A 26,051-nucleotide genomic window follows, 5' to 3' on the forward strand; every position below is an offset into this window, starting at 1 on the left:
GCTGATATGAGAGCCTTATTACTATTATCTACACTATTTCTATCGTTTAATGTGCTGGCTGAACGCATCTTACTCGACGAACAATGGCAGCCTAGCACGGTGCCGAGTGAGGCTATTTACTACCAGAAACAGCAAGCGACCGAGCAAGAGGGCGCGTGGCCAGTAACGCTTTTTTATGTAGAGACGGATAAACCCGTTTTTAAGGGGACAGTCAACGGCCCCAATTTAGCGGAGAGTGTTATCGTCGGTGATTTCGAATTTTATCACCCCAATGGTCAACTCTCTCGCAAGGGACGTAGCGATGCACAAGGGCGTTATCAGGGAACGCATCTGTATTATTGGGAAGATGGAACACGCTCAGGTGAGTACCAATATCTGAATGGCAGGCTCCACGGTGAGCAAAAACGTTATCACACCAATGGTCAGTTACGCGACCATCAACATTATGCGAATGGTATGGAGTCTGGATTAGCGCAAAGTTATTTTGACAATGGCCAGCTGCAAACACGGGTAACCTATGGCGCTAAGGGAATGGAAGGCTTATATGAAAGCTTTCATAGCAATGGTCAGCCAGAGCAAACCGTGAATATGGTCGCGGGTAAAAGAGAAGGCGAGCGCCTTTACTGGACAAAAGAAGGCTGGTTATTCACTAAAGAGTTTTACATCAAAGGAAAATTACACGGTGAAGTGTTGGTTTACCAAGCCGCTGATGTGCCTCGAGAAATTAAACATTATCAGCATGATAAGCAGGTAGGGATACAACAACGTTTTGATCCGCAAGGGCGGTTAGCCCAGCAGCAGAAATACGATGCAAAAGGCCGTGAAATTCAGGATATAACCTATGCGAGTGCGGGCCATGTAACCTCCCAAATTGACACTCAATATCTCGCGAAAGGCCATATAACCCACGAGCAGCGCTTCGATGAGAGTGGAAAGCTAACTTATCAATATCAGCGCGATACCGTAAAAGACTGGAGTCTGCGTCAGCGTTTTGATAGGACAGGCTCGCTGCTTGAACGAGAAGAGCGAGTTAAAGGCAGCTACAACGGGGTGTATGTCGGCGTAGGCTGGAATGGCTCTCTCAGGCGGATAAATTACAGTAAAGGCAAAATGCATGGTGCGTATCGTGAAGATAATGCCGAAAATGGCAGTTTTGTCACAGGGCAATATCAATCGGATCTAAAGGTCGGTAAGTGGGTCACCCAAAATCCTGATTCGACGCGTATCGAACAGTTTAATTCACAAGGACAGCTCAACGGCGAGCAGAGCGATATCGCCGCCGACGGCACGGTAATGTATCGAGCGTTTTATCAAAACGATAAGCTGCATGGCGCTTTTTTACAGCGAGGCTTCGATAAACAACTGCAAGCCCAAGGCCAGTACGTTAACGGCCAGCGTGAAGGCAAATGGTTAGTACAAGACGAGAGCAGCTACAGCGAGGTGAAGTTATGGCAGGGCCAATACCAAGCGGGGCACGAAGTGGGACCGTGGCGAGCCATGTCCGCTAACGGCCACTTATTGGGTACGATGCAATACGATAACAAAGGCCTCTTGCAAGGGAAAAGCTACAGCTTCAATGAAGACGGTAGCCTGCAGCGAAGCGAAGAGTATGTCGATAACCAGTTACACGGCAAGTTGGTCTACTACTTCAACGGCGAAGCCTCATCCGAATACCATTATCAAAATGGTGTCGATGTGGGCCAATAACGTATCTGTACTCGCTCAGATCTAAACTGGCCGTTGCCCATTTTTAGGGGCGCTGTCAGTTTGGATTTGAGCTAAATTTTTCTGCCCCGGTAATTCCCCCAACTGCCTGCCCATCGAAATATATCTCTTGAGTAGTCCCATGTGCGGCTATATTGGCCACATCTTGATGCATTTGGGGGTGTTTACAAAATAAACAATCAAAGTGCATTAGTTAAACTACAAATGCACTAGGTCATCTTTTGGGTACAAGAAAATAATGAGCATTAAATCTTAAGAGCTAAGTGGGCAATATCCCGATGTCGCCATTTTGTAGCCACTGAAAAGAAAAAGGACTTAGCATTTCTGCTAAGTCCTTGTTTTATTTGGTGGAGGCGGCGTCATCTGAATTGCGTAATTATGTTTTTGAATTATATTAATTTTGTTGGTATTGAAGTTTTTCAGTGTTACTTTTGGTGTTACTAAAAGTGAGAAGTAAGTCGATATGAATTGTTGCTATTCGGGATTGTTTTTTTGAAGTGCGTTACCAAATAGTTGCTCAGAAAAGTAGTTAGTTGCACTAATTTGGTTCTGTTAATAGTGATAGCTCCTGTCGTAGTCAGAGCTTAATGTAGTAAGAGGAGGTTATTCGATGATGGAACTCTTTACAGTTCAAGATTGAAAACAAGAAATAGCACTAATTAATAGGCCTATTTAGGTTTCCTGACCAGTTATTAAACAGTGCGTTGGCGTTTAATCTAGGGCTAAATTCCAGTATTTAAAATTCAAAAATATTTTTATATGCGCATTTTTCATTTCAATATCAAAAGAAAATTTACAATACTCAGTCTATGAGTTCTTTAATTATTTTTGTTGCGGTAATAGAGTCTTTAGCTGTTATTTTTGAATCATTTTCAGCAGCATCTTCAATGATGCGAAATAGCTCACTTAAACCATCCGCTAGTTTTATAGAGTTTGATTTTTGAATTTCTAACTCTTTTTCTATTTTACTTATTTTTATGTCATATCTAACTTGCATGCTTTTTATCATTGATTCTGAACGAGATTTTTTTGAGGAAATTTCTGATTTCAATTTTATAGCAAATTCGAGATACTGTTCATAACTACCATCGATAAGAGACTCTACCAGTTTAATCTTTGTTTTTAATGTGCCTTTTGACATCGATTTTAACTTTTTCATGTGCTCTCTTGAGATGCTAACGTTTAACATAACACTGTTGCTATTAGTTTTGTGTCTTCCCTTATGCCTTGCCCAAGCTGCTTTCATCAAGGATACAGAATTTTCAATGTCATAGCGTTCAAGTTTACATAATATTTCATATGTTACTTGTTTTATTTCTTTCATGTTTTGACAGGTTGCAACATGATGAAACCCTTTCTTGAATAGGTAATTTTTTACCCAGTCTATTTGGAATTGGTTTTCTTCAAGAAATTTTAACTTTGAAAGTATTTGATGTGCTGTTAATTTCATAATTTTCCATAAATTCAATATTTAATAAATTAATGTAAATGTTTTTATAGCAAAAAACTAGTCATATGACTAGTTTTTTTCTTAGGTGTTTACCTGTTGGTTATTGGAGTATATATTGTTTATTAGAAACTTGGTAAATGATAAGGAGTGGTAATGACTACATTTTTGGCTATGATGAAGGGGGCGAAGCCAGAAGTAAGGCTTTGTGCATGGCTAATCTTGAGAAGTTACTACTTAGAGCTACCGTTTTCTTTCTCGGTTACGTTCAAGTCATCAATTATCTCCTTATCTAAAAAACTGGGAGTTTCAGTTGATTTAGCTTCGGCTACGATTAATTACCTTTCTAATGCTAGCCTATTTAAAAAAGTAGTTAGCAAAGAGGTCCCCAAAGTAGGTCGACCTACTCCTGAGTTCGAAATATCAACTGAGTTTTTGTCAAGTTTCGATATTCATTTAGAAAGTCGAAATAGTCTTGTGAGTGAAATTTTGGATATCAAGAGTAAAAGATTAGGAACGCATGGAGACTTGAAGTTAGGTAATCGTTTGCTCTTAATCGTTTTACTGCTACATGCCGATCAGTATGGATGCGTTAATAGTTTAGGTTTTAATAAAATCTCTTTGTTAACAGGGATGAGTCGAGACCAGTTTTTTTCACAATTGACTAAACTTCAGTCCACTCAATACGTTATGTCTGTTTTGCCAGGTGTTACATCAAAATATATTCTAGGTGCAAGACCATCAGTTTATTTTTTAGATGTAACAAAAAATAAGTTTATTTCATCTAAACTACAATCACTTGTTTGTGAATCTTGTTCTTCCTTACAAGTGTATCAAAAATTTAGTTCTCTTTGTTTTGAAGCTCAAAAGTATTTGGTTGCTGTATTGCAATCAAAGGAAGAGTTTGATGATAGCAGAAAGCGTAATGCAGCATCATTTCTTAAAGAATCCCTAGTTAGAATGGATAAATTGACTAAAGTCAAAAATGTTGAAAAATGCTTAAGGATCTTTATGGAGGCTAAGCTTAGAAAAAATCTAAGAAGCTACATCGTTCAGTTGATCTATTTTTATGCTGTGTCGATGGCATTTGATGAGTCATCTTTGAACGACGAGCAACTTGATGATGCGTGCATAGATGAATTAGTTGCAAACGTTGTTGCTGTACTTAAACCCACATTTCAATTTAAGGGGCAAAATGAGCTTAAGGATAGTCAGTACAAAGTTCACAAATCAGAGAGTGAAGAAGATGAACATAAAGATGAAGAACTGATGAATACATGGGATCTAACAATTTTTGCCGAGGTGTTACTCAAGGTTTTTATTCTTCCCTTAGCCATGGAACTAAGGAAATGCATTGAATGTGTTAAAGAGTTTAATAATAAAAACAGGCCTTTATATGGGTTTGTTTGTTCAGTGTCAGAAATTAATACCCTTCCTTCTTTTAGAGTCTTCTTCCCTGTTTCAATTGATCTGAAGTATACGAGGACACGCTTGGTACGTGGGAAGCTAGAGGTGATTGAAGATCCTTCACTAGAAGGTATATGATTTTTAAAAATTTTTAGATTATTCTCGATCAAAAACATTTAATCTTCGAGTTGCATCGACCGCAAAATACTTGGAATTTACCGTAGTTGAGAACACTTTTCCCTTAATGCGATCAAGCATGCCAGTCTGGTGCCATGTCTGTTTGTTATTACCATCTTATTCCATTCCTCTTAGGCTGTTGTTAGCTGCTCTATGTTGGGCTCAAGATTAGCCTCGACTCCAAGTATCTCAATCACAAAACCATTGCAGGACAAGTGCAACAGAAGCCAATTGACCTTGCATTACCCTAATTCATCCTTGGAAGTTTGTAGTGGTCAAATTTAGTTGACCACTACAGTTGTGTAATGAGTACTAGGTTCATCAGATCATAAAGGAGCATAAGTTTAAGATTACATTGACTATTTAGGTTATGAAAAATAACCAATATGGAATCGTAACATGTCAACTTCTAACGCTTATCCCATAATCAGTAATGGCCAGTATCAAGGCTTTAAGGTTAACTCTAGGCCTTTAAGCAGTGCGTATTTAGAAATAATATTGAAGACGATGCAGACTGCTATTATCTACCATCCAAGAACCTTCATGGTGAGGTTTGATTTACATTTACCGCAGCTCAATTTTTGTGATTCACCAGTAGTTTATGATTCAATGGTGATAACCAAGTTCTTTAAGTCTCTTACTGCAAAAATCCGATATGATAGGTTTATCAAAGGGCGCAAAGCTAAGCGTGTTCATCCTTGCACTTTGCGCTATATATGGGCAAAGGAGCGAGCAGATGCAGACACAGATCACTACCACGTAGTGATTTTTCTTAATAAGGATGCTTATAGCCATCTCGGAAATTACAATCGAAATGGCCAAAACTTGAGTACTAAGATTGTTGAAGCCTGGGCTAGTGCTTTGGGGTTAGATGATTACAGTACTAGGCATTTAGTGCATTTCCCTGAGGATACGCCAGTTTATTACATCAATCGTAATGCTCAAAAGTATTCTCAGACATTTGGTAACGCCTTCTATCGTTTGAGCTATTTTGCTAAGTTAGAGACTAAGCATTATGGCGATAGAACACGTTCATTTGGCTATAGCTTAGTATAGGTGGATAACATTTATAATTTAGAGTGTCTACTGGAACTACAACAAGACATTCATAGCGCAGGTTGCTCGGAATGTTACTCAATGGTGGCACCAGCAACCAGTGTAGTGGTAAAGCAAGGCGTTAACCATGTATTTTTATCTACTCAGTAAAGCCCATTAAGTCACTTGGGTTGATTCGGTTGATGTATTGGCTTAATTAGTTTGGAGCAGTTATGGGCAAGAGTGTAAGGAATGAGTGATGAAGTATTTGTTACTGCTTATCGGTCTTTGCTTGTGTGGCTGCACTTCCACCATTTTAGAGGTCGCCAGTGTGCCTTCAGTTAGCCCTTGGGAGCCTATTCCTGATACCGCGGAGTATACTTATAATAAAAGCCTTGATGATATTATTGAGTTTCCCGACGTTAATCTGTCGTTATTATTGTCAAATTACGAAACCAAGTACCGCGGTAATGCCATACTGGGTATAGAGATGAACCGTTGGCGTGATAGTCAATTTAATGATGATGAAATTATACTCGCATTGGGGGTAAAACCCTTGAAATTGAATGTTGAGTTAATAGCAAACAATATCGTGCTAATAATGAAGGTTGATGGTGTCGAGCAGTATTTTAAGCCATATAGGGTAATGAAATACAAAAGGAATGGTCCAATTTTTTGTGGTTCTGATTATTCTTTAGGTGCTGGATGGGGTACTCGCAGTGTCGATATTGCCGATAACAAAGAGAGTTTACGGCTCGGCAGTGAATTTGTAGATAACTGTTATAACTTGTACTTTAAATTCCCTGAAAAGGTCAAAGATGTGGATTTTGCTCTCGATTTTACCGGCTCCCAGCTACCGTTGGATAATCATAAAATCATCTATTTTCATAAGAAACTGATTAAGTGGATGTCATCTAACTAAAACGGACTAACTCTTTGATTTTACGAGAGACCTAAGGGCGTCTTGAAAGCTAGCCCCTCATTGAGTGCAGGTTTTATGAGAATTTTACATGTGTTGCTTAAAACGGTTGCTACAGTGCTTACTAGCTTAAGTTTGGTGGGGTGTCCTACTCAATTTAATATTGAGGTTTTGAATGAGAGCTGTATTCCCATCCACATTCTTTCTGGTTATTCAGATATTGAGTTGTCTCGAATTAAACCTGGTGAAGCAACCCAAGTTGCATATAACCTCGATTGTTTTAGAGTAAGGGCTGGAGAGCAGATTTATGAGTACAAACCTGTGATGCCACCAGCTCAATATGTTCAAAATGGATTGTTTAGTTCGTCATTTAAAGCTGTATTCACAGGTGCTCAGGAGCTAAAAATTTATGTGGATGGTGAAAAGCAAAATGAATCGCTCTATCTCGTAAAAGGTTGTAAGTAATATCAACACATTAAGCTGTAACTTTTTTGCGTTGTTGTTTAAAAGTAAAAGCGTTTTTGACAAAAAATAAGGAGGGTAATCCCTCCTTGTTGTTAGATTTCCAGTTCCACAAAGTCCTTATCGATATCGTCCTGCTCAATACCGATATAGCGCAGGGTAGTTTCTTCGGCGCTGTGCCTGAGCATCTTCATTACTCGGCCAATATCTTTGGTTTGTTGATAAAGCAGATAGCCTCGCGTCTTACGCATTGAGTGGGTGCCTAAGGCGATTTTGAGCTCTTCCCCAATCATCGCTAGGGCGCGGCAAATATAGCGCCGTGACAAAGGCGCGGGTTTGATGTTTTTCGCTCGTTGATTACGGTAGGACTGAAACAGATAGATATGGTTAGGATACTCGCGTTGAATACGCTGTATCCGTTCTAGCGTTTTTGAGTTGAGTTTGATATTGGCGATTTTGCCGGTTTTGGATTCCTTAATGATGAGTCTATCGCCGTGGATATCACTGAACTTAATCGAGAGTAAGTCAGAAATCCTCAGGGCGAGATTAAGGCCGATATTCCACACATCGGCCAGTTGCTGGCTAAACTGTCTTTCGAGCAGATAGCTGATAAGCTTAACGGTGTCTTGATCTTTAACCGCTTGAACTTCAGGCATGGTCATGTTCCTCTTTTTTGCTATAGCGTGTTTTTGGGCACTTGCGTTGCGCAAAGCCTTATGGGGCAAGGGTTGGAGTGTTCCCGTTTTATGGTTACGGGAACTTGCGGGCGTTCAACAACATTGAAATAACGATGCGGGTTAATCCAAGCTCACCTCCACTTGATAGGCTTCCATCTGGTAGTAACTGACAAAGTTATCGCTGAACAACTTAATCAGCCCCTGGGATTCCCGCTCCCCAATCCAGCCGCTAAACAGGCTATAGACCTGCTTGCTGTTAAAGCAGATATCGATATCTTTAACCAGTTCAGGGAAGGGATGACCGCGAAAAGCAAAGTCGGTGACGTAGACTAAACGCCAGTGATCTTGTTGTTTCTCAAGCCTGACTTCGACGGGATGAAAGCCACCCGCTTCGGCGCTGTAATCTGGATCTCTAAAATTGAGCGTGATTGCATTGGAGCCTTTTGGATCGACGTTGGCCAGTTCCTTTTCAATCACTTGGTAAAAACGATCAGGCATCGCTGGCAGTTGATTACGCTTGATAGTTAATGTCATGGAATATTCCTTATTTAAAAACGGGCATAAGCAAGAGCTAAGGCGTAGTCACGCCTTGGCTCTTGTTGTCTATGCAGTTGGGTTAATAAAACTGTTGTTGGTCGAGCGGTTTAACGTGAGTCGCTAAGGGCTGCTTGATAGAGATCTAAAGCTAGGGTTTAGGAAAAGGTGCTTACGGTTAGGGGATTGGTACAGGCTTACGAACTCGAAAAAGTTATCGAGTGATGGCGAGGTTGCTGGTGGTCAGTGGTTTAGCTTCGGTTTGATAAATCGCAATATACAAATAGCCGTGGCTACCTAAGGTATCAGCCTCACAGGTAAAGCCTGCGTGTTCAATGCTCACGCAGTGCTGCTTGGTGGCATCAATCTCACCTTTGGCCACCAGCTGCTCAAGCTGTTTAACCATAGCGGGAAAGGCCTCGACAAATTGTTGTTTAATGGCTGGTGGAAATTCACCAACAAAGCTTGCGCGGTCATGGAGATAATCCAAGTGTAGACCGCGTAAAATTAGCCTCGCACCAAAGCGAGGAGACACTTTACGGGGCAACCCCCAAGCGTGCTCAATATCGAAAAGTTTTAGGGTTGTCATAGTGACCTCAATTGTTTAAGGATGAAACTAAGGAAGTGGCTTGCTTGTTAGCGAACTAGCGGGAGCGGAGATAAATACCTAGGCGAGTACAAGCGGTGAATACAGCTAGCTAGTGAGCTGGATACCGGACAGGTAATTGTTTTAGGTATGCACACTCCAATTAGGTTGTTCATTACTGCCATGGTTGAAGTACACGCCATTGATGACCCGCTGCCATTCACCTGTAGGCACCCCATAACTGTTACAGGGGCAAACATAGCGGCAAAAGCTGATCTCCTTGGGCAAGTGTTCAACCACATCACGGTGAAACACACTCAATACGGTTTTATGTAGCAGTGGATTAGGTGCCACAATCGGCTTGCCAATCACTTGGCCCATGGCATTAAGTGGCCGCACAAACATAGGCAAAATGAGTTCAACCGCTAAACGGTTACGCAGTTCAGGAAACGCGGCGCAGGCTTCGGCAACACAGGCCTGTGAAAAGCTATCGGTAAATTCAATCATGATGGACTCCTTGAAAAATGGTTGGCATTAACGCTGACTAGAGTAAGCCGCGCTCAGCAAAGGACACTGGCGTGCGGCCAACCACGATATGGTCAAGCACGCGCACATCGATAAGCGCCAGCGCATCGGTTAACCGTTGAGTGATGTGCTTATCTGCCATTGAAGGTTCAGACTCACCGGAGGGATGGTTATGGGCAAAAATCACCGCTGCGGCATTGACGGCTAACACCGCCTTAACCACTTCCCGTGGATAAACACTGGCGGCATCTAACGTGCCAAAGAATAACTCTTTAAACTCCAATAATTGATGCTGGTTATCGAGCAGCATCACCGCAAACACCTCCCGCTCATAACCACCGAGTTTGTAAGTTAAAAAATCCTTAGTGGCCTGTGGATTGGTATAGGCGTCCTTTTTCACATAGCGCTCGGCAATGATATTGGCGGCAGAGGCGAGGATGACGTCATCCGAGGGCGGCCATAGCGTTACAGGTCGAATGGTTGTTCTAGTGTGCATAGGTTTTGTTGACATATCAGGCTCCTTGAAAGCGTTAATGGGCTTATGCACTGGAGTGATATATAGCTAAAAAATGTTCGAAACAGACATAAAAGCCAAGGTGCTTGTGGGCACCTTGGCTTAGTGAGGACATGACTAACCTAGGCTACATACCTTTGTTTTTCGCCCAGTCGTAACCAGCAATCACGCCGAGAATAAATAACTCAGCCATTGGCCGATTAATGAGCAGGCTAAACATAATCCTTCTCCTTTAAGCTGCGGTAAATTCCAACGCCAAGCATAAAGCCGGCGATAAATGCGATAGGCATAAAGCCTCCTTAGTTTAAATAGATAGATTGGCCACTGGTTGCAATCGCTTCTGGTGGCCGGATGTGACAGTAAATGGGTTACTGCATCTCAGTGATATAGATGTGAAAAAGGTTGGAGACCGCTAAATTTCACAGTTAAAGATAACCGCCACTCCTCATGGTTTGAACTAAACCAGAGGATTAAAAAAATGAGATTAATCAGACTAAAAGAAGTTATCGACTGCACAGGCCTTGCCCGTTCAACCATCTACAAATATATCGATGAGGGCATATTCCCTAAGTCTGTCTCACTAGGCGATAGAGCCGTTGCATGGGTTGAAAGTGAAGTGCAGGAGTGGATATTAGAAAGGATCGCGCAGAGGGATGGTGCGGTGACAGAATGCCTTTAATAAACAGCATAAAATGGTGAAGGCTAGTGTAAGCCTTCACCTCATCAAGTTAATTGAGTTTATTTGTCAGATTTTGCTAGATAGCAAAGGCGGAAGCCCGTTTTCATGCTTTTATAGCGCATAGTTGAGGTCGCCAGACATAGATTTCTTTCTATTGCCCCCAACTTAATGACTCTCCTGTCAGGGCGTTGGCAGCAGGGGCGTAACCGCCAAAATAATCGAATAGCCACTCACCAAAATCGGAATTTTCCAGAAAGGGCAACTTTTCAGAATTATAAGTCCAATGTAAATTTTCACCGAAACGTAGCACTGGATTGTCAGAATTCATTTTTGAGAAGCAGCGAAGTTTATTAAATTGGTCAACAATGCATCGATGTTCTTCAAGGTCAACCATTTCACTCTCCATTAATTGTTCAATGCTGAGCTTGGGCTCAGGTGAGACTTGTTTCCATTCTTCAATAGTTAACAGACGTACTGGTAGTCCAGTTTTAAGCTCGTAGTATCGACAAAATGCAACTGCATCATACCAAGTGACGCTGGCTGGGAGATCGTTATTTTCCTCTGGGTTGTTGACACTGAGCAGATTCATTTCTAACGGCTGACCATTACCACCAAGCAGTTCTGACCGATGAATACGCATTTTGGATTCTTCATAAAAATCCCAAAATGCTCCAATGGTAACTAGCGGAGAAACCATTAAATATCGATCATCACTGAGTTTATGAGTAATAAAGTCATCTGCGATAGCGGGCTCTTGATTCGGTGGTATGATATAAGTTTTCGAGGCAACTAATTCTTTTAACATTAATTGAGGATAACCCGGCCAGTTAGCGATGGTTCCGCCCTCAATGTAATGGCGCTTTTCTGCGTAATGTTCAATGTATTCATTCCAGATATCACGGTTGAAATAACAATATGCATCAAATTCTGAGCTTCTCATTGCAGAAGGGAGTTCATCATTTTTGAATATGTGCTTATAAGGATTACCTGAGTATTGGTTATTGCGCTGGTCTTTAATTACCCAGTCAAAAGCACCATTTATGCCTTTTAAAAAGGCAATATTAGGAAGTTCTGGGTAGGTTATAACCTCGAGCCAGCCATCATCAGAACTCTCCATTTCTTGGCGAAAAAGCTGAAAAATTCGCTCAGCCAGCTCCATATCCTTGTCTGTGGCATTGTAAAGTCGATGTTCAATTGGACGAAGCATAGGATCGACCAGCGAGTCCCCAATAAGGTTGAATCCTGGGATGACACCATTAAAACTATAAGCATGTAGCAATACATCTCTACGTGTTAAAGTCATCCGCCGATTGTGAGGTGCTGTTAATACAATCTCATTTGGCGCTTCATTCGCCCAATCGATGGCTTCATCAATGCAATGACAGTTGATTTTAGATACTTGCTGCAGATCTAATGTTCCTACACCGTTCGTCATAAAGAATCGAGAGCCTACACCTGTAAATACACGCTTCGGTAGAGGTAAATTTGATTTAAAGATGCGCTCTGAAACCTGTTGTGCCGTTAAGCGAATAAATGGGTGATTGTTACACCTAATTAGATCGGTTGGATGTGTCATGCCATTTTCACAAAGAAAACGCGTTAAATCGGGTTCAATTTGGCGTAAATGATCAAAAGAGCTAGCACCTAACATCATTGCCAAGTTGCGGTGCAGTTCACTCACTTTTAACTCTGGTATATCTCTTAATGCGATAGCTGATTTTTTTCTCGATTCTCGTAAGTTTCTCGCTGCTGTTTTTATGTCATTGCTCGATAAACCATCAAGCTGAATAGACCATAATCTGGTTTCAGAAGAAGGGCGTGGAATGAGGGCGTAAACTTTGCGAGTTGCGCTTAATAGATGTGCAATATTCATTTTTATCTCCAAAGAAAATGCCGCAGCTGAAAGCCGCACTGCCAAGGGCAAGTTAAGATTTCACATTGGGATTTGGAGAAGAAGGGAAGGCCCTTTGTACTTATTCGGTAATTTGGCAGCCCAAGTTTCCAGGAGAGTACGCTCGCGTAGAGCATATTACTGTGTTATCAGGTTGTTGGCAATTGGTCTTTGCGCAAATTAATTTGCTCAAATTTTAGGGTCCATTTTGGGGCGTGAGGTTAGATTTTTGCGTTATCACTTTTCAGTTGAACAGAATATCACAGGATTTAACGTTAAAAGTTTTTAAATGATTCAAGTACAAAGACTGTGTGCTATCTCACTGGATTAGATGGATCTTTTCTGACACAATAAAAAATGACTTTAAAAGTCAAATGGTTCCTTAAGCAATATTTGATAGAGCAATAGTTTTGATTTCCAATATTGGTTTGTTTAAGTTTTTATGTACAACAAGGTTCAGTCTAAGGTGTTAGAAATACTAGATACCTCGGTACAATGAGTAGGATTATTTAGGACTATTGTGTTATGGATGGCGCAAGTGTTAATCAGAAAATTGCAATTCAACATGCTAAAGGACCGCTTCTAATCATAGCCGGTCCTGGTTCTGGCAAAACCTATACGCTCGTTGAGCGCATCATCAACCTTATCAATGTGCATGATGCAGCCCCAGAGCAACTACTTGTTGTTACGTTCACGGAGAAAGCAGCTCAGGAACTCAAGACACGGATTTCAAACCGAATCTTAGAGCTTGGGACGGATTTCAACGTGAATGAAATGTATCTGGGAACTTTCCATTCAATCTGTCTGAGAATTCTTGAGGAATATCGAGAATTCACCAGGCTGAAACGCTCATTTGTGTTGATGGACCAGTTTGATCAGCAGTACTTCCTTTATCAGAATTTACGAGAATTCAAAGATATTGAAGGTATTGAACACATACAGGGAGAGCACAAGCTCCCGGCATGGGTTAAGTCAGAAAATCTAATGACTTGGTTGAACAAGGCTTCTGAAGAGGTTCTTGAAGTTGAGGTACTGTGCCAATCTCCTGATGTTGCAATTAATGCATTGGGTGAGAGTTGTCGCGTATATCAAACACTATTAACTAAGCACAATGCTTTGGATTTTTCTTTTATCCAGTTAGAAACGTATTATCTATTGCTTGAGAATCGATCACTGCTTGAGGAGCTTCAAAATAAGCTCGAATACCTCATGGTGGATGAATACCAAGATACCAATACTATTCAGGAAAAGCTGCTTCAGTTACTGATGGGAGAAAAGCAAAACCTGTGTGTTGTTGGAGATGATGACCAAGCTTTATACCGTTTTCGCGGTGCAAGTGTGCGTAACATACTCGAGTTTCCACAACAGTTTCCTCCTGGCCAGTGTCAACAAGTTAAGTTATCTACCAACTATCGTTCACACCCTGAAATCGTTGGCTTCTACGATACGTATATGGGAGATAAGCCTTGGTTACGAGGCCAAGTTAACTATCGCTATCCCAAAAAAATAGTTGCGCGAGATGGCGACTTTCCGGATGGTCCAGCGGTAGTGAGTGCCATTACTCCTGAAGGAGATGATTGGCATGACGATGTTTACCAGTTGCTAATTCATTTGAGAGACAATGGCCAACTGACCGACTGGAATCAAGTGGCTTTCTTATTCCGTTCAGTGAAGAACGATAAAGTGAGAGCTCTAGCTCAATCGCTCGAAGATAAAGGGATTCCTGTTTATTCTCCGAGAGCCAATTTATTCTTCGAACGAGAAGAAATTCGATTGATGCTCGGGGTTCTTCATCTTGTTTTCCCCATGGTTCTACCTGACCGCAAAAAACGCTCTCAGGAAGGGAAAGTTCTGCCTATATGGAACTACTATGAGCAGCAATGTTTAGCACCTTTGCTCACTGAACTGGCAAAGCGCGAACAGTCAGACTTAGTTACCTGGTGCAAGAAAAAGGCCCATGAGCACATCAACTTAACCAAGAACGCAGACAGCTCCTTTCTAGGTATCTTTTACGATATTTTGCAGTTCCCATTGTTTTCTAAATACTTAGAGCAAAAAAATGGCAATGAGCGTGCTCAGCGTAACCTGGCGCAGTTCAGCCGAATGCTTGGGAAATTTGAGTATTTACATCGTGTCAGTGTTTTGAACCCCAAGTATTTAGAGCGTAACCTTCGTGACTTATTCGATAACTTCTTAAGGTTTTTACACGATGGAGGGATCGATGAATATGAAGATATGTCGGAGTATGCACCTTCTGGATGCGTCTCTTTCTTGACCATACACCAATCAAAAGGGTTGGAGTTTCCCGTTGTGTTTGTCGGCTCTCTGGAGGCATCTCCACGTAAACAATATACCGATCTTGATGAGCTTATTGAAACACAATACATGGGTAAAAAGCCTTTTGAGCCGCTGGAGGATACGAAGTATTTCGACTTCTGGCGACTCTACTATACCGCTTTTTCTCGTCCTCAAAACTTGCTGGTGCTGACAGGGCAGGAGAAATCTGGCCACGGAAAAACGCCATCTCACCATTTTACGGATTACACCGAGAAACTAACTTACTGGCGAGACGTTAAACCTCAACTCTCAGCATTGAATTTTGAGTCTGTAAAGGACGTGAACATAAAAAATGAGTACGCCTTTACATCTCACATAACCTTGTTTGAAACGTGCGCAGAGCAGTATCGGTTGTTTAAAGATTTGGAATTCCAACCAGTGAAAGCGAGTCCTATGCTGTTTGGTACGTTGATTCATGAAACCTTGGAAGATATTCACAAAATGGCCATCCGAGGAGAGGAGCATCAAATCACCGAGCAGAACATCAATACCTGGCTAATGGATAACTATCAGAATTTGGCAAACCGAGAACGTATGTACTTGGGAGAGTCAACGTTAGGGGCAGCGCTCAAGCATGTGATGCGTTACGTCGAACGTAAAGGGGGCGATTGGTCCGACATTAAAGAAACGGAAGTGGATATCTCATTGGTCAAAAGCCGATATGTTCTGACCGGAAGTGTTGACTTGATAAAGGGCGCTGATGGGACAGTCGAGCTGGTGGACTTTAAATCAGAGCGCAAGCCAGATATGGAACGCGACAAAGAGCGTATTCAGCATCACAAAAAGCAACTTGAGATTTATGCTCACTTAGTTGAAGAGCGTTATGGCTACCAAGTCAGTAAGATGCATCTGTACTTTACGGGTGAGACCAATGGCTTACCGAACATATCCTTTAGCAAAGCGAGCGATACGATCGACAAAACGGTCGCAGAGTTTGATAGAATTGTCGACCGAATTGAAAACAAAGATTTTTCGCTAAAAGCGAGACCAGATAAGACCTGTGTTGACTGTAGTGCCAGAGCCTACTGCGACAGAAAGAATTGGAACTTCTGCGCTTAAGTAAGGCGTAGAACAAGTGAGCAGATTAGAGATGAATATGGCTAACGAAGAACAAACCAACGTCGAAAAGTACGAATTTGAGCCGATTAAAGGTTATCCAATGCTGAGCTGGAAAGGGAAGCGTCCGTTTCGCTCTACGCAGTATTTTCCAGCACAGCTAAAAGAAGTATACGGCCGGGAAGATGATAATGGCTGGATTAATAAGATCTTTTGGGGTGATAATCTTCAGGTGATGAGCCACTTATTAAAAGAATTTCGAGGGAAAATAGATCTTGTTTACATTGATCCCCCTTTCGACTCAAAAGCTGACTATAAAATATCAATAAAAACAAAGGGAAAGTCAGTTAGTAATGACCAATCAGGATTTGAAGAAAAACAATATACGGATATTTGGACTAATGACGAATACTTACAGTTCATGTACGAGCGCTTAACTCTCATTCGAGAGCTTTTGTCAGAAACTGGATCCATATATCTACATTGTGATTGGCATAAATCTCATTATTTACGCCTAATATGTGATGAAGTTTTTGGGGTTCAAAATTTTAGAAATGAAATTATTTGGCAAAGAGGGAATCCTCGAGTTAATGCCTCTGGTCATTTTTCTCATAACACAGATACTATATTGTTTTATTCAAAGTCAGAGGGTTATTACTTTGAGCCGCAATACACTCCTTTGGCAGAAGATTATATAAATAGATATTACACTAAGACTTGTGAATTAACGGGGGAAAAGTTTATGCCTTCTCCATTGATAGGTCATGTAGGAACCAATAAAGAGTATGAATGGAAGGGTTTTGTAAGAGCATGGAGATATCCGAAGCATAGACTAGATGAGTTAGATTCTATCGGTAGAATTTATTGGCCTTCTTCTGGAGAGGGGGTGCCACGATTTAAAAAATACTTAGATGAAAGTAAAGGAAGAGCAGTTCAATCGCTATGGACTGATATTAGCTCTGTAAACTCGCAAGCAAAAGAAGATACGCAGTATCCAACTCAAAAACCATTAGATTTACTTAAGCGAATAATCGAAGCATCTTGTCCAGAAAATGGGATTGTATTTGACTGCTTTATGGGGTCAGGAACCACGCAAGAAGCAGCTCATTTAACAGGTAGAAGATATATTGGTGCCGACATAAATTTGGGCGCGATTCGAACAGCAACAAAAAGGCTTTATTTAGTTGATAGTTGTTTTGAATACAGTGTCGTAAATAATTACGAAGTTTTTCGCAACCCAGTTGAGGCTAAAGATCTCTTAATTGAAGCTCTCGAAATACAAAAACTCGATAGCAATGTTGTGTATGACGGCGAAAAAGATGGCTACAAAGTTAAAATCATGCCAGTTAACCGTATTGCGACGAAAGAAGATTTGAATGAACTGGTAGCAAATTTCCCATATAAGAAATTTGAAGAGCGCAAAGCCGCTAATCCGAACAAGCCTGTCGAAGAAATTATGCTGGTATGTATGGGGCATGAACCTGGTTTAGGTGCAACCCTTGAGAACGAATGTGGCTACAAATTGAAGGTTGAAGTCGTTGATATTCTACGAGATAAGTCAGACTTAACTTTCAAGTATGATTCTGAAGCCGTTATCAAAGTCCAAGAAGGCAAATTGATTGTAGACGCGTTCTATCCGCGTAATTTACTCCAGAAACTGAGCCAACAAAAAGACGATGTGGCAGAGTGGCGAGAAATGGTCGAGTCCATCATGATCGATTGGAACTATGATGGTGCAGTAATGGAACCTATCGTTATCGATATCCCTGATAAAAACGAGTTTGTTGCTGGAGAGTACGAGATACCTCAGGGTGCGAGCAACATTAAAATCAAGATTACCGATTTGCTCTCTGAGTCTTACGAAGAGGTGATCGCGCATGGCTAAAGGTGCTCAGGATAACTTCGAGCTCAATAACTCGTTCTATATTCACCTTCATGAGTTTTACAAACAAAAGCGCGGCTTAGTTCGTCAACACTACACGCGTCTTAGCAAAGCATTCCTTGATTATAATGATCCGTCACGACCTGGAAGCTTTCTTCGAGTGCCTCAATTTGAGGCGCTCGAAATCTATGTCTTTTTGAAAGAGTTTTTAGATAACAAACCCGTTTACCAGTTGTTTGAGGATTGGTATACCAATAAAGGAAAGTTTGAAAGCAGAGTAACGGGTATTGATTCAATTGAAGGACAAATCCTTCAAGGCGATATGTTCTGGGAGATGTCGCAACAAGATTACAAAGGCATCTTTAAAAATATGAAAGCTAGCAATGCTGGCAGATTATACCCGAACTACATTTTTGCTTTAACCATGGGGACAGGTAAAACCATCCTCATGGCAACCTGCATCTTTTATGATTTTCTCGCGGGCAACAAAAAAGGTAACGATGAGCGCTTTATTCAAAATGCCCTTATCTTTGCACCTGATAAAACAGTATTACAGTCATTGCGAGAAATTGAATCGTTCAGCCATTCCAAGGTTGTACCACCGGAATACATGCCAATAGTCGCGGAATTCAAGTTTCACTATCTTGAAGATGCGGGTGTGTCGCTGAATACTCTTGATGGCTCAAAGTTCAACATCATTGTATCGAATAGCCAAAAAATCATCCTAAAACGCGATAGCAAGGGTAAATCCACAACCGATAAATTGTTCAGCTCAGGCAAAGATATCTACCAGGGCTTAGGCGATATCGGTGATGCGGTTGCGGGTATTTTGGATATCGATCCGGACTCACTTGCTGCTGCACCTGAAACTGAGGGGGATTTGGTTACTAACCAGCGCTTTGAAAAGCTAAAACGACTTCCTCAACTGGGGATCTTCGTTGACGAGGCCCACCATGCTTTTGGTGATCAATTAGCGAAAGATATGGGCGTCAAGAAAGCGGCCAACTCATTACGTAAAACCATTGATGAACTAGCAGTTAACTTAAAGCATGCAGGGACTCGAGTTGTTGGCTGTTATAACTACACAGGTACGCCTTATGTTGGTAAGAGCGTTCTTCCTGAAGTTGTTTACGCTTATGGCTTACGAAAAGCTATCGATAACAACTATCTGAAACAAGTTCGCCTGAATGGCTATAGCAACACTAGGCACGAGGATTTCCTAGAAATTGCGATCAATAATTTCCTTGATGAAATGGAACGTCTGAGTGAGGTATCACTTGATAAAAATGGCCAAGAAGTTACCAAGCCTTTCAGGCCGGAAAATATGCTTCCTAAGATGGCTATTTTTGGGACAACCATAGAAGAAATAACGACAGAAGTTCGTCCCGCGGTTGAGAATATTCTCGCCAAGCGCGGAATTTCATCGGATAGAATTCTTGTCAACGTTGGGGACTCTAAGCTCACAACTGATGATGATATTCGTGAATTTAACCGCTTGGATACGCCACATTCGGAGAAGCAATTTATTCTGCTCGTGAACAAAGGACGAGAAGGTTGGAACTGTCGATCTCTATTCTCTGTGGCACTGTATCGTGAACCTAAGTCAAAGGTCTTTGTTCTTCAAGCAACCATGCGTTGTTTACGTGCAATTGGCAAAGCTCAGTACACTGGTCATGTTTATCTCACCCAAGATAACTTGAAGCTTCTTGATAAAGAGCTAGAGGCGAACTTCCGAGTTTCAGTGGATGATATTAAAGAGCCAGATCCAAACAAAGAAACGGTTAAAATTCGAGTTCAACAACCGCCAATTAAGATCCCTATCAAGCGTGTTCGACGTAGTTACAAATTGGTGGAAAAGGACGAAATCATAAAAGGCTACAAGCTGGGGTTGGACGAAGTAGAACTCAATGATTACCGCTTAATTCACGAAGTCCGTGAAGGTATGAAAATGCCCGACGATCTTGGTGATACGAAAAAATCAGTAAGAGATGATCTCTCTTACCTTAAAGTACAGCGAAAATTCTCTCGTATTTCTTTAGTTGCTGATATTGCACGTTACCTCAATAAGTCATGCATTGAGATAGACAAAATTATCGCTCTAACGGAAGAGAACTTTGATGGCATCTTAGCCTTGGTTAACCAGTTCAATGAAGTGTTATACGACCAGGTTATTCCTCGTTTGTTTAAAGCTATGTATGACATTAATGCAGAAAATATTGAAGAAGAGTTCGAAGTTGAACTAGTTAAAGAGCCACCTATCGACCCAGGTTATTACACTGTGACGGCCTCGAAGGATAAGATTGTTCGCAAAGCGGATTCTGATGTCGCTAAGGTTGCCGAACGCAGTTTCCACTTAGATAATTACTGTTTTGACTCTAATCCTGAAAGACAATTTTTCTGGGATATGCTGCACAACGATAAAGTGGAAAAGATCTGGTTCACCGGCATGCTAACGCATGGTCAAAGTGACTTTGTGATTCACTATGTGGATTCAGATACGCAGAGAGTTCGTAGCTACTACCCAGACTTCTTGATCAAGAAACAAGATGGTTCTTACGTGATGATCGAAGTTAAGGGGGAGCACATGATTGACTCTCAAAACGTTAAGGATAAGCAAGAGGCGGCAGAGCTGATGGGAGTTTCTGCGGGTATTGGTTATGAGATTATCAAAGGCAAAGAAGCAGCATCGGGATCTTACGGACGAGAGTTTTTGAACTAAGGAAAAGCATGGACTTGTTACAGCGCGCTTTCTACGGGAAAGATATACGAATTGCTCTTCTTGAGAAGAAAGAGCAAGCATACGAAGATTTTTTTTGTACCCTTATGCAAAAAAAATATTCAGACAACTTCCTCCCTGTCAAAGCGGCGGGGCGGGAGGGCGATAGAAAAGCGGATGGGTATTTGTTCCCAGAGAAGCGAGTGTATCAGGTCTATGCCCCAAGCTCAGGGTTTAAAAAAGATAAGTTGCTTCAGAAAATTGTTGGTGACTTTGAAGGTGCGAAGGAAAAATGGAAGTCGGAAATGCTTGGTTGGACATTTGTTCACAACGAGTTTGAAGGTCTTCCACCTTATGCCATTGAACAAATATCGGCGTTAAGGGCATGTAATCCTGGTATAGACATAAGAGTTATGGGACCAGAGATAATACATGATTTTGCAATGTCTTTGAGTCCAGAGTCGTTAATTGATGTTTTTGGATTAATGCCTAGTGAGAAACAATTAGCTGACTTGACGCATGAGCCTATTAAGACTTTGTTGAAAGCAATATCAAGACAAACAAGTTCGACTAGCCCCATCGTACCCGTTTCGGTCGATAAGCTTGAATTTAATGATTTGTCTGACGATGTGGCAACGTTATTGATGGCTGGTCGAGTAAAAGAGAAGCTAGTCGAAGACTTGCTGATAAAGTGGCCTGATCCTGAGTATGGGGATGATTTGGCCGCAGCATTTAATGCGTACTATTTGGAGATGAGAGCCGAGGGAATCGCTGCTGACCAAATATTTAATAAGCTACAAAAATTTGCTGGTAGCGATCCTGCAATGACTAGCTCACAAGTTTCATCTCTAGCGGTACTAACTTACTTTTTTGAACGATGCGATATTTTTGAAAATCCACCAAAAGACTGGTCTAAATGTAAATGATATTCCCAACGAAACACTTACCGCCAAATAGAACGCTTCTAGCTATTTCTGCTGAAGTGTACGATTTGATTCGTGATAATTCGACAACAAGTTCGATTTGGGAAGAATATTCAGATATTTTAGTCAGTTCTTTTCGTTGTAATGATGTATCTTTCGATTGGTTTATCCTATCAATTGACCTTTTATATCTTCTTGACCTTATAGAGCTGAAGGGTAGCTTTATAAAAAGGAAGCACAATGTTAAATAAATTAACAAGTGATTTGACTTCATTCAAATCAGTCACATTTCATAATGGTCTTAACATCATTTTGGCAGACAAGACGGATAGTTCTACGGATCGCCAAACCAGAAATGGTGCAGGAAAAAGTAGTTTAGTAGAGCTTATAAATACTCTATTGGGAAGTGACATTAAGAAAGATAGCCTTGTTAAGAGCGATGTTCTAAAAGAAAAGTCGTTTTCTCTGAATATGACAATTAATAGCCATGCTATTGAAGTGTCAAAAAGTGGTGAATACCCTACTAAAGTATTCATTAACCAAGATGATGATAATGTAGTTCCATCGAAGTTTATTGAGAATGACAGGTTTGTTATCTCGAATGAACAGTGGACTCGATTTTTAGGCAATCAGGTCTTTGGACTTCATAGTTCATACTTTGAAATGAAGCATAGTGTTTCTTTCCGATTACTTTTTTCCTACTTTGCTCGTTCTTCAAAAGGCTTTGATTCTCCTGATAAAACATTCCCTCAACAAGCTCGCTGGCAGTCGCAAATAGCATTGACTTATTTATTGAAACTCAATTGGAAATTAGTCCGTGAGTTTGAAGCGATTAGACAAAAAGACAAATTGATACGGGCACTAATTCAAGCTTCGAACGAGGGGGCTCTCAAGGGCATCATGGGAAGTGCTCCTGAATTGGCTACTGAAATCCACTTAAAAAATGAACAATTGACTTCGTTAAAAAAAGCAGTTGAAGAGTTTAAAGTGCTTCCTGAATATAGGCAGAAAGAGGCTAGAGCTAATCAAATAACTCAGGAATTATCAGCGCTTAGTTCAGATGATATCGCAGACAAGGAACTACTTTCGACTTTAGAAAGGACTATCGCAGAAGAAAGTGAACCTGATAACTCTAAGGTAGAGCGTTTGTTTAGAGAGGCCTCTATCAGCTTTCCTGAGATTGTGAGTAAGAAATTTGGTGAGTTTGTTGGTTTTCATTCATCTATTATTGCCAATAGAAGAGCTCATTTAGCGGAAGAGATTCAGAAAATCGAATCTCGCATAGCATCTCGACAAATAAAGAAAAAAGAACTAGATGATGAAAGAAGTGACATACTTTCATTACTAAAATCTCATGGGGCTCTAGAACAGTTCTATAAGCTACAGGGGCGATTAAACAAAGCTGAAGCAAATATTGAACTTTTACGCCAAAAGTTAAAAGCTACGGAAAATCTAAATGTACAAAAAACAGATGTGAAAATCGATAAAGGTGTTCTTAAGAAGAAAACACTTGTCGATCACTCTGAAAGAAGTGAGGCAATTAGAGATGCAGTTGTTACTTTCGGGCAAATATCCGAAGTTCTTTATGCAGAGCCTGGGCGTTTTACAATAGAGCCAACTGAAGATGGCCCAAAATTTGAGTTTGAAATTGAAGGTAAAAAAAGCACTGGAAAATCCAAAATGCAGATTTTTTGCTTCGATATGATGATGATGAAATTATGGTCCTCAGAAAAACACAGACCTAAACTCCTGATCCACGACAGCTTGTTGTTCGACGGAGTCGATGAGCGGCAAGTTGCTAAAGCTCTTTATTTGGGAGCTGAATGGGCTAAAAAATATGATTTTCAGTATATTGTAACAATGAACTCTGATGATTTGCCTGATATGGCGTCCTATGACGATTTTAATATAGATGACTATTTGGTAGATCTTAAGATTACCGATACAGAAAATGGTGGACTTTTTGGTGTTAGGTTCTAGTTACACGTAACACCAATCATAATAATTTCTGTATGTTAGTCCGTGTGAAAGAGAGGCTGCGTTTTGCTACCTCTCAATATGCTTGCAACGGAAGCTCATCACTGATGGCTTCAATGCACTTTTATAAGATAAATCAAAAAGTAACAGCTCAATCGCCATCATAGGTAAGAAGCCCGGTGATTCAGTGTCCGGACTTTTTAGGAGGGGTGGGACGAACACATTTAGTCAATTATCGTTGGTTTCTCCTTCACAGTCATAACAAAATCCATGAAGGCCTGCGAGTTGTTCACCACATTCTGCGCACAAAGGTGGGAGCTCTGAGTCTGAATCGCCACTTTCAATAACGTCGTTATATCCGCTCATATTTAGTTTACCTAATCGATAATAAATTTAGTATCACTTTGATAATATTTAAATTGTAGATTTAATGCAATAAATAGTTTAGAAAGAATTACTCTGTTGATATTTAAGCTAAATTTCAAGTAAGGGTTTGTTTTCGTTCAATATGAGTCATCTAATCTGAATTCGAACTACCAGTTAGCTGTCTTTCGATACTTTTTAATATGTTGGTTTTACAATTCTATCTTGGGATTGGGTGCTGTAGTAAAGGACGATCCTGAACTTAGTTAGGAGCTTTGATGCTCAGAATTGTTTAGGGGCTACTTCGAAGCATTAATTTTTAGATAGATGAAAGTTCAATTTATTTTAAAATTAATACAAGGTTGACTTGATTTAACTTATTGATAATAAAATTTATTTTTATACTTGCCGTTCACTAAAACCTTTCAAAAATGCATGCGCTGATGTGCCACAGGCAAGGCAAACTTGCTCAAGCTCTAGGATTTTGAGTTGACGTTCCCCGCTCTCGTATTTGGATACGAAACTTTGGGGTTTTCCTAATTTAAGTGCAAGTTCACTTTGATTGAACCCAGCCATTTTACGCATGGCTTTCAGTTCATTACGCAAAGCTTCTTCGCGATCCGACCATATTTTTTTCATGCTCGGATATTAGAGTAAGTTGCAAAATATCCCATTTTGGGATATTTTGTTTTTACATTAAATGAAGGAGTAGAAATGTATGAAAGTCATCAGGATAATTAAACAGTGTAATGCGCGATACAGTATGGTTTGTGAAGATTGTGGTGCAAACTTCTTCTCAGAAAGCCAGCATGCTCGATGCCCTCGGTGTGGTTCTTTGTCGACCCACTAAGCACTTCAAATAAATTCCTTTAAAGGTCATCCTAGCCTTGATAGAGAAATGAAGTAAAAGTAAGGGGCAACCATCTGGTTGCCCCTTACTTTTACTGTGATTTAAAAACGGACTATTTTATTGAGCTACAAGCCTTAAATTTCTGGCATTGTGCGCAAGACTAACGTTTCCTTTAGCGGCTTCCACTATGTAGTTACTCCACCATGCCATCATCTCACGTCGGCGCTCAAGGTAAATACTGCGGTTATAGGCACTGCGCACTTGGTTTTTATCCGTGTGAGCGAGTGCTGCTTCAATTACATCAGGATCAAAGCCTTGCTCATTGAGTGTGGTACTTGCTAGAGACCTAAAACCATGTGCTGTAGTTCTGTCTTTTAAGCCCATGCGTTTTAATGCTGCATTAGCCGTTTGTACATTGCTGTGAGTTTTTGGATCTCTATCAGCAGGGAAAATATATTCTCTGTGTCCTGATATAGGTTTAATTGCTTCTAGGAGGGCTAAAGTTTGTTCTGTTAGTGGGATTTGGTGATCTCGGCGCATTTTCATTCTTGCAGCAGGAATAAGCCAAATACGCTCATCAAAATTGATTTCATCCCAACGAGCTGCGGCGGCTTCATTTGGTCTAGTCATAGTGTGCAGTTGCCATTCAATTAAAAAGCGAGTCACTTTTTTAATACTTGCGTTGGCAATAGCTTGCATTAACTCAGGTAGCTCATCTGGCTTCAAGGCTGCTAAGTGTTCTTTACGAGGTTTTTTGAAAATAGCCTTAATACCTGATAGGGGATTTGCATGTATTAACCCTGTATTTACTGCATAGATCATCACTTCGTTTAACCTTTGAGTGAGTCGTTTTACTGTTTCCAAATTTCCCTTTGCTTCTATTGGTCTTAAGAATTCAATAACCATCGGCGCAGTAATTTGGCTTATTGGGATGTCATTAAGTGAGGGTAGTAAGTGCAGCTTAAAAGAGCGCCAAGTAGCTGCTGCATGATCTTCTGTCACCTCATCTTTTTTCCGCTCAAACCACTCGGCAGCAATTTTACCAAAAGTATGTTCTATGATGGCTGCTTTAGCGGCAATCTGAGCTTCTCTATGGGCTTTAGGGTCTGTGCCATGGGCAATAAGAGTCCGAGCTTCTTGTGCGAGTTTACGAGCTGATAATAGTGATATATCGGGATAAGAGCCTAGGCTAAGGTTTTGGCGTTTTTTCGTTATTGGATGTGAGTAGTTAAGCAGCCATAGTTTCGAGCCATTTGGCTTAATTCTGATTTGTAGACCGCCACCATCGGCAAGGTTGTATTCCTTATCCTTCGGTTTGGCTGTTTTAATTTCTGTATCAGATAACGGCTTAGCAAGTCTTGCCATAACA

21 protein-coding genes are annotated in these 26,051 nt (G+C 40.8%); 12 read left to right on the forward strand and 9 right to left on the reverse strand.

Going from position 1 to position 26,051, the window contains the following annotated elements; translation table 11 throughout:
- Window positions 1–6: 6 nt before the first annotated feature.
- On the forward strand, window positions 7–1,707 hold the full coding sequence (locus tag CF168_RS06035; protein WP_089067303.1) for a toxin-antitoxin system YwqK family antitoxin: 1,701 nt from the start codon (window positions 7–9) through the stop codon (window positions 1,705–1,707).
- A gap of 820 nt (window positions 1,708–2,527) precedes the next feature.
- Here the strand turns inward: CF168_RS06035 and CF168_RS06040 are convergent.
- A complete protein-coding gene (locus tag CF168_RS06040; protein WP_089067304.1) occupies window positions 2,528–3,175 on the reverse strand; it encodes a hypothetical protein in 648 nt (215 codons plus the stop codon).
- Window positions 3,176–3,328: 153 nt separating this feature from the next.
- On the opposite strand from CF168_RS06040, the gene CF168_RS06045 reads away from it, so the two are divergent.
- The 4 genes from CF168_RS06045 to CF168_RS06060 all read left to right on the forward strand — a co-directional run bounded on the left by CF168_RS06045 (window position 3,329) and on the right by CF168_RS06060 (window position 7,175).
- Window positions 3,329–4,717 carry a hypothetical protein gene (locus CF168_RS06045; RefSeq protein ID WP_089067305.1) on the forward strand — a complete coding sequence of 463 codons (1,389 nt, stop codon included), beginning with the start codon at window positions 3,329–3,331 and terminating at the stop codon, window positions 4,715–4,717.
- Between the two features lie 438 nt (window positions 4,718–5,155).
- Entirely contained in the window at window positions 5,156–5,812 is a 657-nt protein-coding gene (locus tag CF168_RS06050) for an inovirus Gp2 family protein (protein WP_240520066.1), read from the forward strand.
- Between the two features lie 238 nt (window positions 5,813–6,050).
- Complete coding sequence (locus CF168_RS06055) at window positions 6,051–6,713, forward strand: hypothetical protein (protein WP_089067307.1); 663 nt, start codon at window positions 6,051–6,053, stop codon at window positions 6,711–6,713.
- Window positions 6,714–6,788: 75 nt separating this feature from the next.
- On the forward strand, window positions 6,789–7,175 hold the full coding sequence (locus CF168_RS06060; protein WP_089067308.1) for a hypothetical protein: 387 nt from the start codon (window positions 6,789–6,791) through the stop codon (window positions 7,173–7,175).
- 92 nt (window positions 7,176–7,267) lie between these two features.
- Here CF168_RS06060 and CF168_RS06065 read toward each other — a convergent pair whose 3' ends face one another.
- The 5 genes from CF168_RS06065 to radC form a co-directional block, all read right to left on the reverse strand.
- Window positions 7,268–7,828 carry a tyrosine-type recombinase/integrase gene (locus CF168_RS06065; protein WP_089068915.1) on the reverse strand — a complete coding sequence of 187 codons (561 nt, stop codon included), beginning with the start codon at window positions 7,826–7,828 and terminating at the stop codon, window positions 7,268–7,270.
- Between the two features lie 141 nt (window positions 7,829–7,969).
- Entirely contained in the window at window positions 7,970–8,383 is a 414-nt protein-coding gene (locus CF168_RS06070) for a DUF2787 domain-containing protein (protein WP_089067309.1), read from the reverse strand.
- Between the two features lie 214 nt (window positions 8,384–8,597).
- Window positions 8,598–8,972 carry a type IV toxin-antitoxin system YeeU family antitoxin gene (locus tag CF168_RS06075; protein WP_089067310.1) on the reverse strand — a complete coding sequence of 125 codons (375 nt, stop codon included), beginning with the start codon at window positions 8,970–8,972 and terminating at the stop codon, window positions 8,598–8,600.
- A 141-nt stretch (window positions 8,973–9,113) separates the two neighbouring features.
- Window positions 9,114–9,476: a hypothetical protein gene (locus CF168_RS06080; RefSeq protein WP_089067311.1), complete on the reverse strand. Its 363-nt coding sequence runs from the start codon at window positions 9,474–9,476 to the stop codon at window positions 9,114–9,116.
- A gap of 37 nt (window positions 9,477–9,513) precedes the next feature.
- Window positions 9,514–10,005 carry a RadC family protein gene (gene radC / locus CF168_RS06085; RefSeq protein WP_167373580.1) on the reverse strand — a complete coding sequence of 164 codons (492 nt, stop codon included), beginning with the start codon at window positions 10,003–10,005 and terminating at the stop codon, window positions 9,514–9,516.
- 481 nt (window positions 10,006–10,486) lie between these two features.
- On the opposite strand from radC, the gene CF168_RS06090 reads away from it, so the two are divergent.
- Complete coding sequence (locus tag CF168_RS06090) at window positions 10,487–10,687, forward strand: helix-turn-helix transcriptional regulator (RefSeq protein ID WP_089067312.1); 201 nt, start codon at window positions 10,487–10,489, stop codon at window positions 10,685–10,687.
- A 151-nt stretch (window positions 10,688–10,838) separates the two neighbouring features.
- Here the strand turns inward: CF168_RS06090 and CF168_RS06095 are convergent, their stop codons facing one another.
- On the reverse strand, window positions 10,839–12,560 hold the full coding sequence (locus CF168_RS06095; RefSeq protein ID WP_089067313.1) for an SUMF1/EgtB/PvdO family nonheme iron enzyme: 1,722 nt from the start codon (window positions 12,558–12,560) through the stop codon (window positions 10,839–10,841).
- 543 nt (window positions 12,561–13,103) lie between these two features.
- Between CF168_RS06095 and CF168_RS06100 the strand changes: the two genes are divergently transcribed.
- The 6 genes from CF168_RS06100 to CF168_RS06120 are packed head-to-tail and all read left to right on the forward strand — an operon-like array spanning window position 13,104 to window position 23,472.
- Window positions 13,104–15,974, forward strand: coding sequence for an ATP-dependent helicase (locus CF168_RS06100; protein WP_089067314.1), 2,871 nt, complete (start codon window positions 13,104–13,106; stop codon window positions 15,972–15,974).
- Window positions 15,975–16,011: 37 nt separating this feature from the next.
- Window positions 16,012–17,856 carry a site-specific DNA-methyltransferase gene (locus CF168_RS06105; protein WP_089068917.1) on the forward strand — a complete coding sequence of 615 codons (1,845 nt, stop codon included), beginning with the start codon at window positions 16,012–16,014 and terminating at the stop codon, window positions 17,854–17,856.
- Window positions 17,849–20,572: a DEAD/DEAH box helicase family protein gene (locus tag CF168_RS06110; protein WP_089067315.1), complete on the forward strand. Its 2,724-nt coding sequence runs from the start codon at window positions 17,849–17,851 to the stop codon at window positions 20,570–20,572. The genes CF168_RS06105 and CF168_RS06110 overlap by 8 nt, the downstream gene beginning before the upstream one ends.
- An 8-nt stretch (window positions 20,573–20,580) precedes the next feature.
- Complete coding sequence (locus CF168_RS06115) at window positions 20,581–21,495, forward strand: ABC-three component system protein (RefSeq protein ID WP_089067316.1); 915 nt, start codon at window positions 20,581–20,583, stop codon at window positions 21,493–21,495.
- On the forward strand, window positions 21,492–21,743 hold the full coding sequence (locus CF168_RS22720) for an ABC-three component system middle component 6 (protein ID WP_031810126.1): 252 nt from the start codon (window positions 21,492–21,494) through the stop codon (window positions 21,741–21,743). Before CF168_RS06115 ends, CF168_RS22720 begins: the two co-directional genes overlap by 4 nt.
- Entirely contained in the window at window positions 21,733–23,472 is a 1,740-nt protein-coding gene (locus CF168_RS06120; RefSeq protein WP_089067317.1) for an ABC-three component system protein, read from the forward strand. Before CF168_RS22720 ends, CF168_RS06120 begins: the two co-directional genes overlap by 11 nt.
- A gap of 759 nt (window positions 23,473–24,231) precedes the next feature.
- Here CF168_RS06120 and CF168_RS06125 read toward each other — a convergent pair.
- Together CF168_RS06125 and CF168_RS06130 are read right to left on the reverse strand one after the other, a co-directional pair.
- Window positions 24,232–24,471 carry a helix-turn-helix domain-containing protein gene (locus CF168_RS06125; protein ID WP_089067318.1) on the reverse strand — a complete coding sequence of 80 codons (240 nt, stop codon included), beginning with the start codon at window positions 24,469–24,471 and terminating at the stop codon, window positions 24,232–24,234.
- A gap of 328 nt (window positions 24,472–24,799) precedes the next feature.
- Window positions 24,800–26,047, reverse strand: coding sequence for an integrase domain-containing protein (locus CF168_RS06130; protein ID WP_089067319.1), 1,248 nt, complete (start codon window positions 26,045–26,047; stop codon window positions 24,800–24,802).
- Between the last annotated feature and the right edge of the window lie 4 nt (window positions 26,048–26,051).

The sequence above is a fragment of the Shewanella bicestrii genome, from assembly GCF_002216875.1.
Lineage (GTDB): Bacteria > Pseudomonadota > Gammaproteobacteria > Enterobacterales > Shewanellaceae > Shewanella > Shewanella seohaensis.

Excerpts from the sequence above, each read along its gene's own strand:
- CF168_RS06115 (WP_089067316.1), top strand. The coding sequence starts at position 20,581 with ATGGACTTGTTACAGCGCGCTTTCTACGGGAAAGATATACGAATTGCT.
- CF168_RS06110 (WP_089067315.1), top strand. The coding sequence starts at position 17,849 with ATGGCTAAAGGTGCTCAGGATAACTTCGAGCTCAATAACTCGTTCTAT.
- CF168_RS06055 (WP_089067307.1), top strand. The coding sequence starts at position 6,051 with ATGAAGTATTTGTTACTGCTTATCGGTCTTTGCTTGTGTGGCTGCACT.
- CF168_RS06100 (WP_089067314.1), top strand. The coding sequence starts at position 13,104 with ATGGATGGCGCAAGTGTTAATCAGAAAATTGCAATTCAACATGCTAAA.
- CF168_RS06080 (WP_089067311.1), bottom strand. The coding sequence starts at position 9,476 with ATGATTGAATTTACCGATAGCTTTTCACAGGCCTGTGTTGCCGAAGCC.
- CF168_RS06050 (WP_240520066.1), top strand. The coding sequence starts at position 5,156 with ATGTCAACTTCTAACGCTTATCCCATAATCAGTAATGGCCAGTATCAA.
- CF168_RS06130 (WP_089067319.1), bottom strand. The coding sequence starts at position 26,047 with ATGGCAAGACTTGCTAAGCCGTTATCTGATACAGAAATTAAAACAGCC.
- CF168_RS06060 (WP_089067308.1), top strand. The coding sequence starts at position 6,789 with ATGAGAATTTTACATGTGTTGCTTAAAACGGTTGCTACAGTGCTTACT.
- CF168_RS06070 (WP_089067309.1), bottom strand. The coding sequence starts at position 8,383 with ATGACATTAACTATCAAGCGTAATCAACTGCCAGCGATGCCTGATCGT.
- CF168_RS06120 (WP_089067317.1), top strand. The coding sequence starts at position 21,733 with ATGTTAAATAAATTAACAAGTGATTTGACTTCATTCAAATCAGTCACA.
- CF168_RS06040 (WP_089067304.1), bottom strand. The coding sequence starts at position 3,175 with ATGAAATTAACAGCACATCAAATACTTTCAAAGTTAAAATTTCTTGAA.
- CF168_RS06075 (WP_089067310.1), bottom strand. The coding sequence starts at position 8,972 with ATGACAACCCTAAAACTTTTCGATATTGAGCACGCTTGGGGGTTGCCC.
- CF168_RS06045 (WP_089067305.1), top strand. The coding sequence starts at position 3,329 with ATGACTACATTTTTGGCTATGATGAAGGGGGCGAAGCCAGAAGTAAGG.
- CF168_RS06065 (WP_089068915.1), bottom strand. The coding sequence starts at position 7,828 with ATGCCTGAAGTTCAAGCGGTTAAAGATCAAGACACCGTTAAGCTTATC.
- CF168_RS06105 (WP_089068917.1), top strand. The coding sequence starts at position 16,012 with ATGGCTAACGAAGAACAAACCAACGTCGAAAAGTACGAATTTGAGCCG.
- CF168_RS06035 (WP_089067303.1), top strand. The coding sequence starts at position 7 with ATGAGAGCCTTATTACTATTATCTACACTATTTCTATCGTTTAATGTG.
- CF168_RS22720 (WP_031810126.1), top strand. The coding sequence starts at position 21,492 with ATGATATTCCCAACGAAACACTTACCGCCAAATAGAACGCTTCTAGCT.
- CF168_RS06095 (WP_089067313.1), bottom strand. The coding sequence starts at position 12,560 with ATGAATATTGCACATCTATTAAGCGCAACTCGCAAAGTTTACGCCCTC.
- CF168_RS06125 (WP_089067318.1), bottom strand. The coding sequence starts at position 24,471 with ATGAAAAAAATATGGTCGGATCGCGAAGAAGCTTTGCGTAATGAACTG.
- CF168_RS06090 (WP_089067312.1), top strand. The coding sequence starts at position 10,487 with ATGAGATTAATCAGACTAAAAGAAGTTATCGACTGCACAGGCCTTGCC.
- radC (WP_167373580.1), bottom strand. The coding sequence starts at position 10,005 with ATGTCAACAAAACCTATGCACACTAGAACAACCATTCGACCTGTAACG.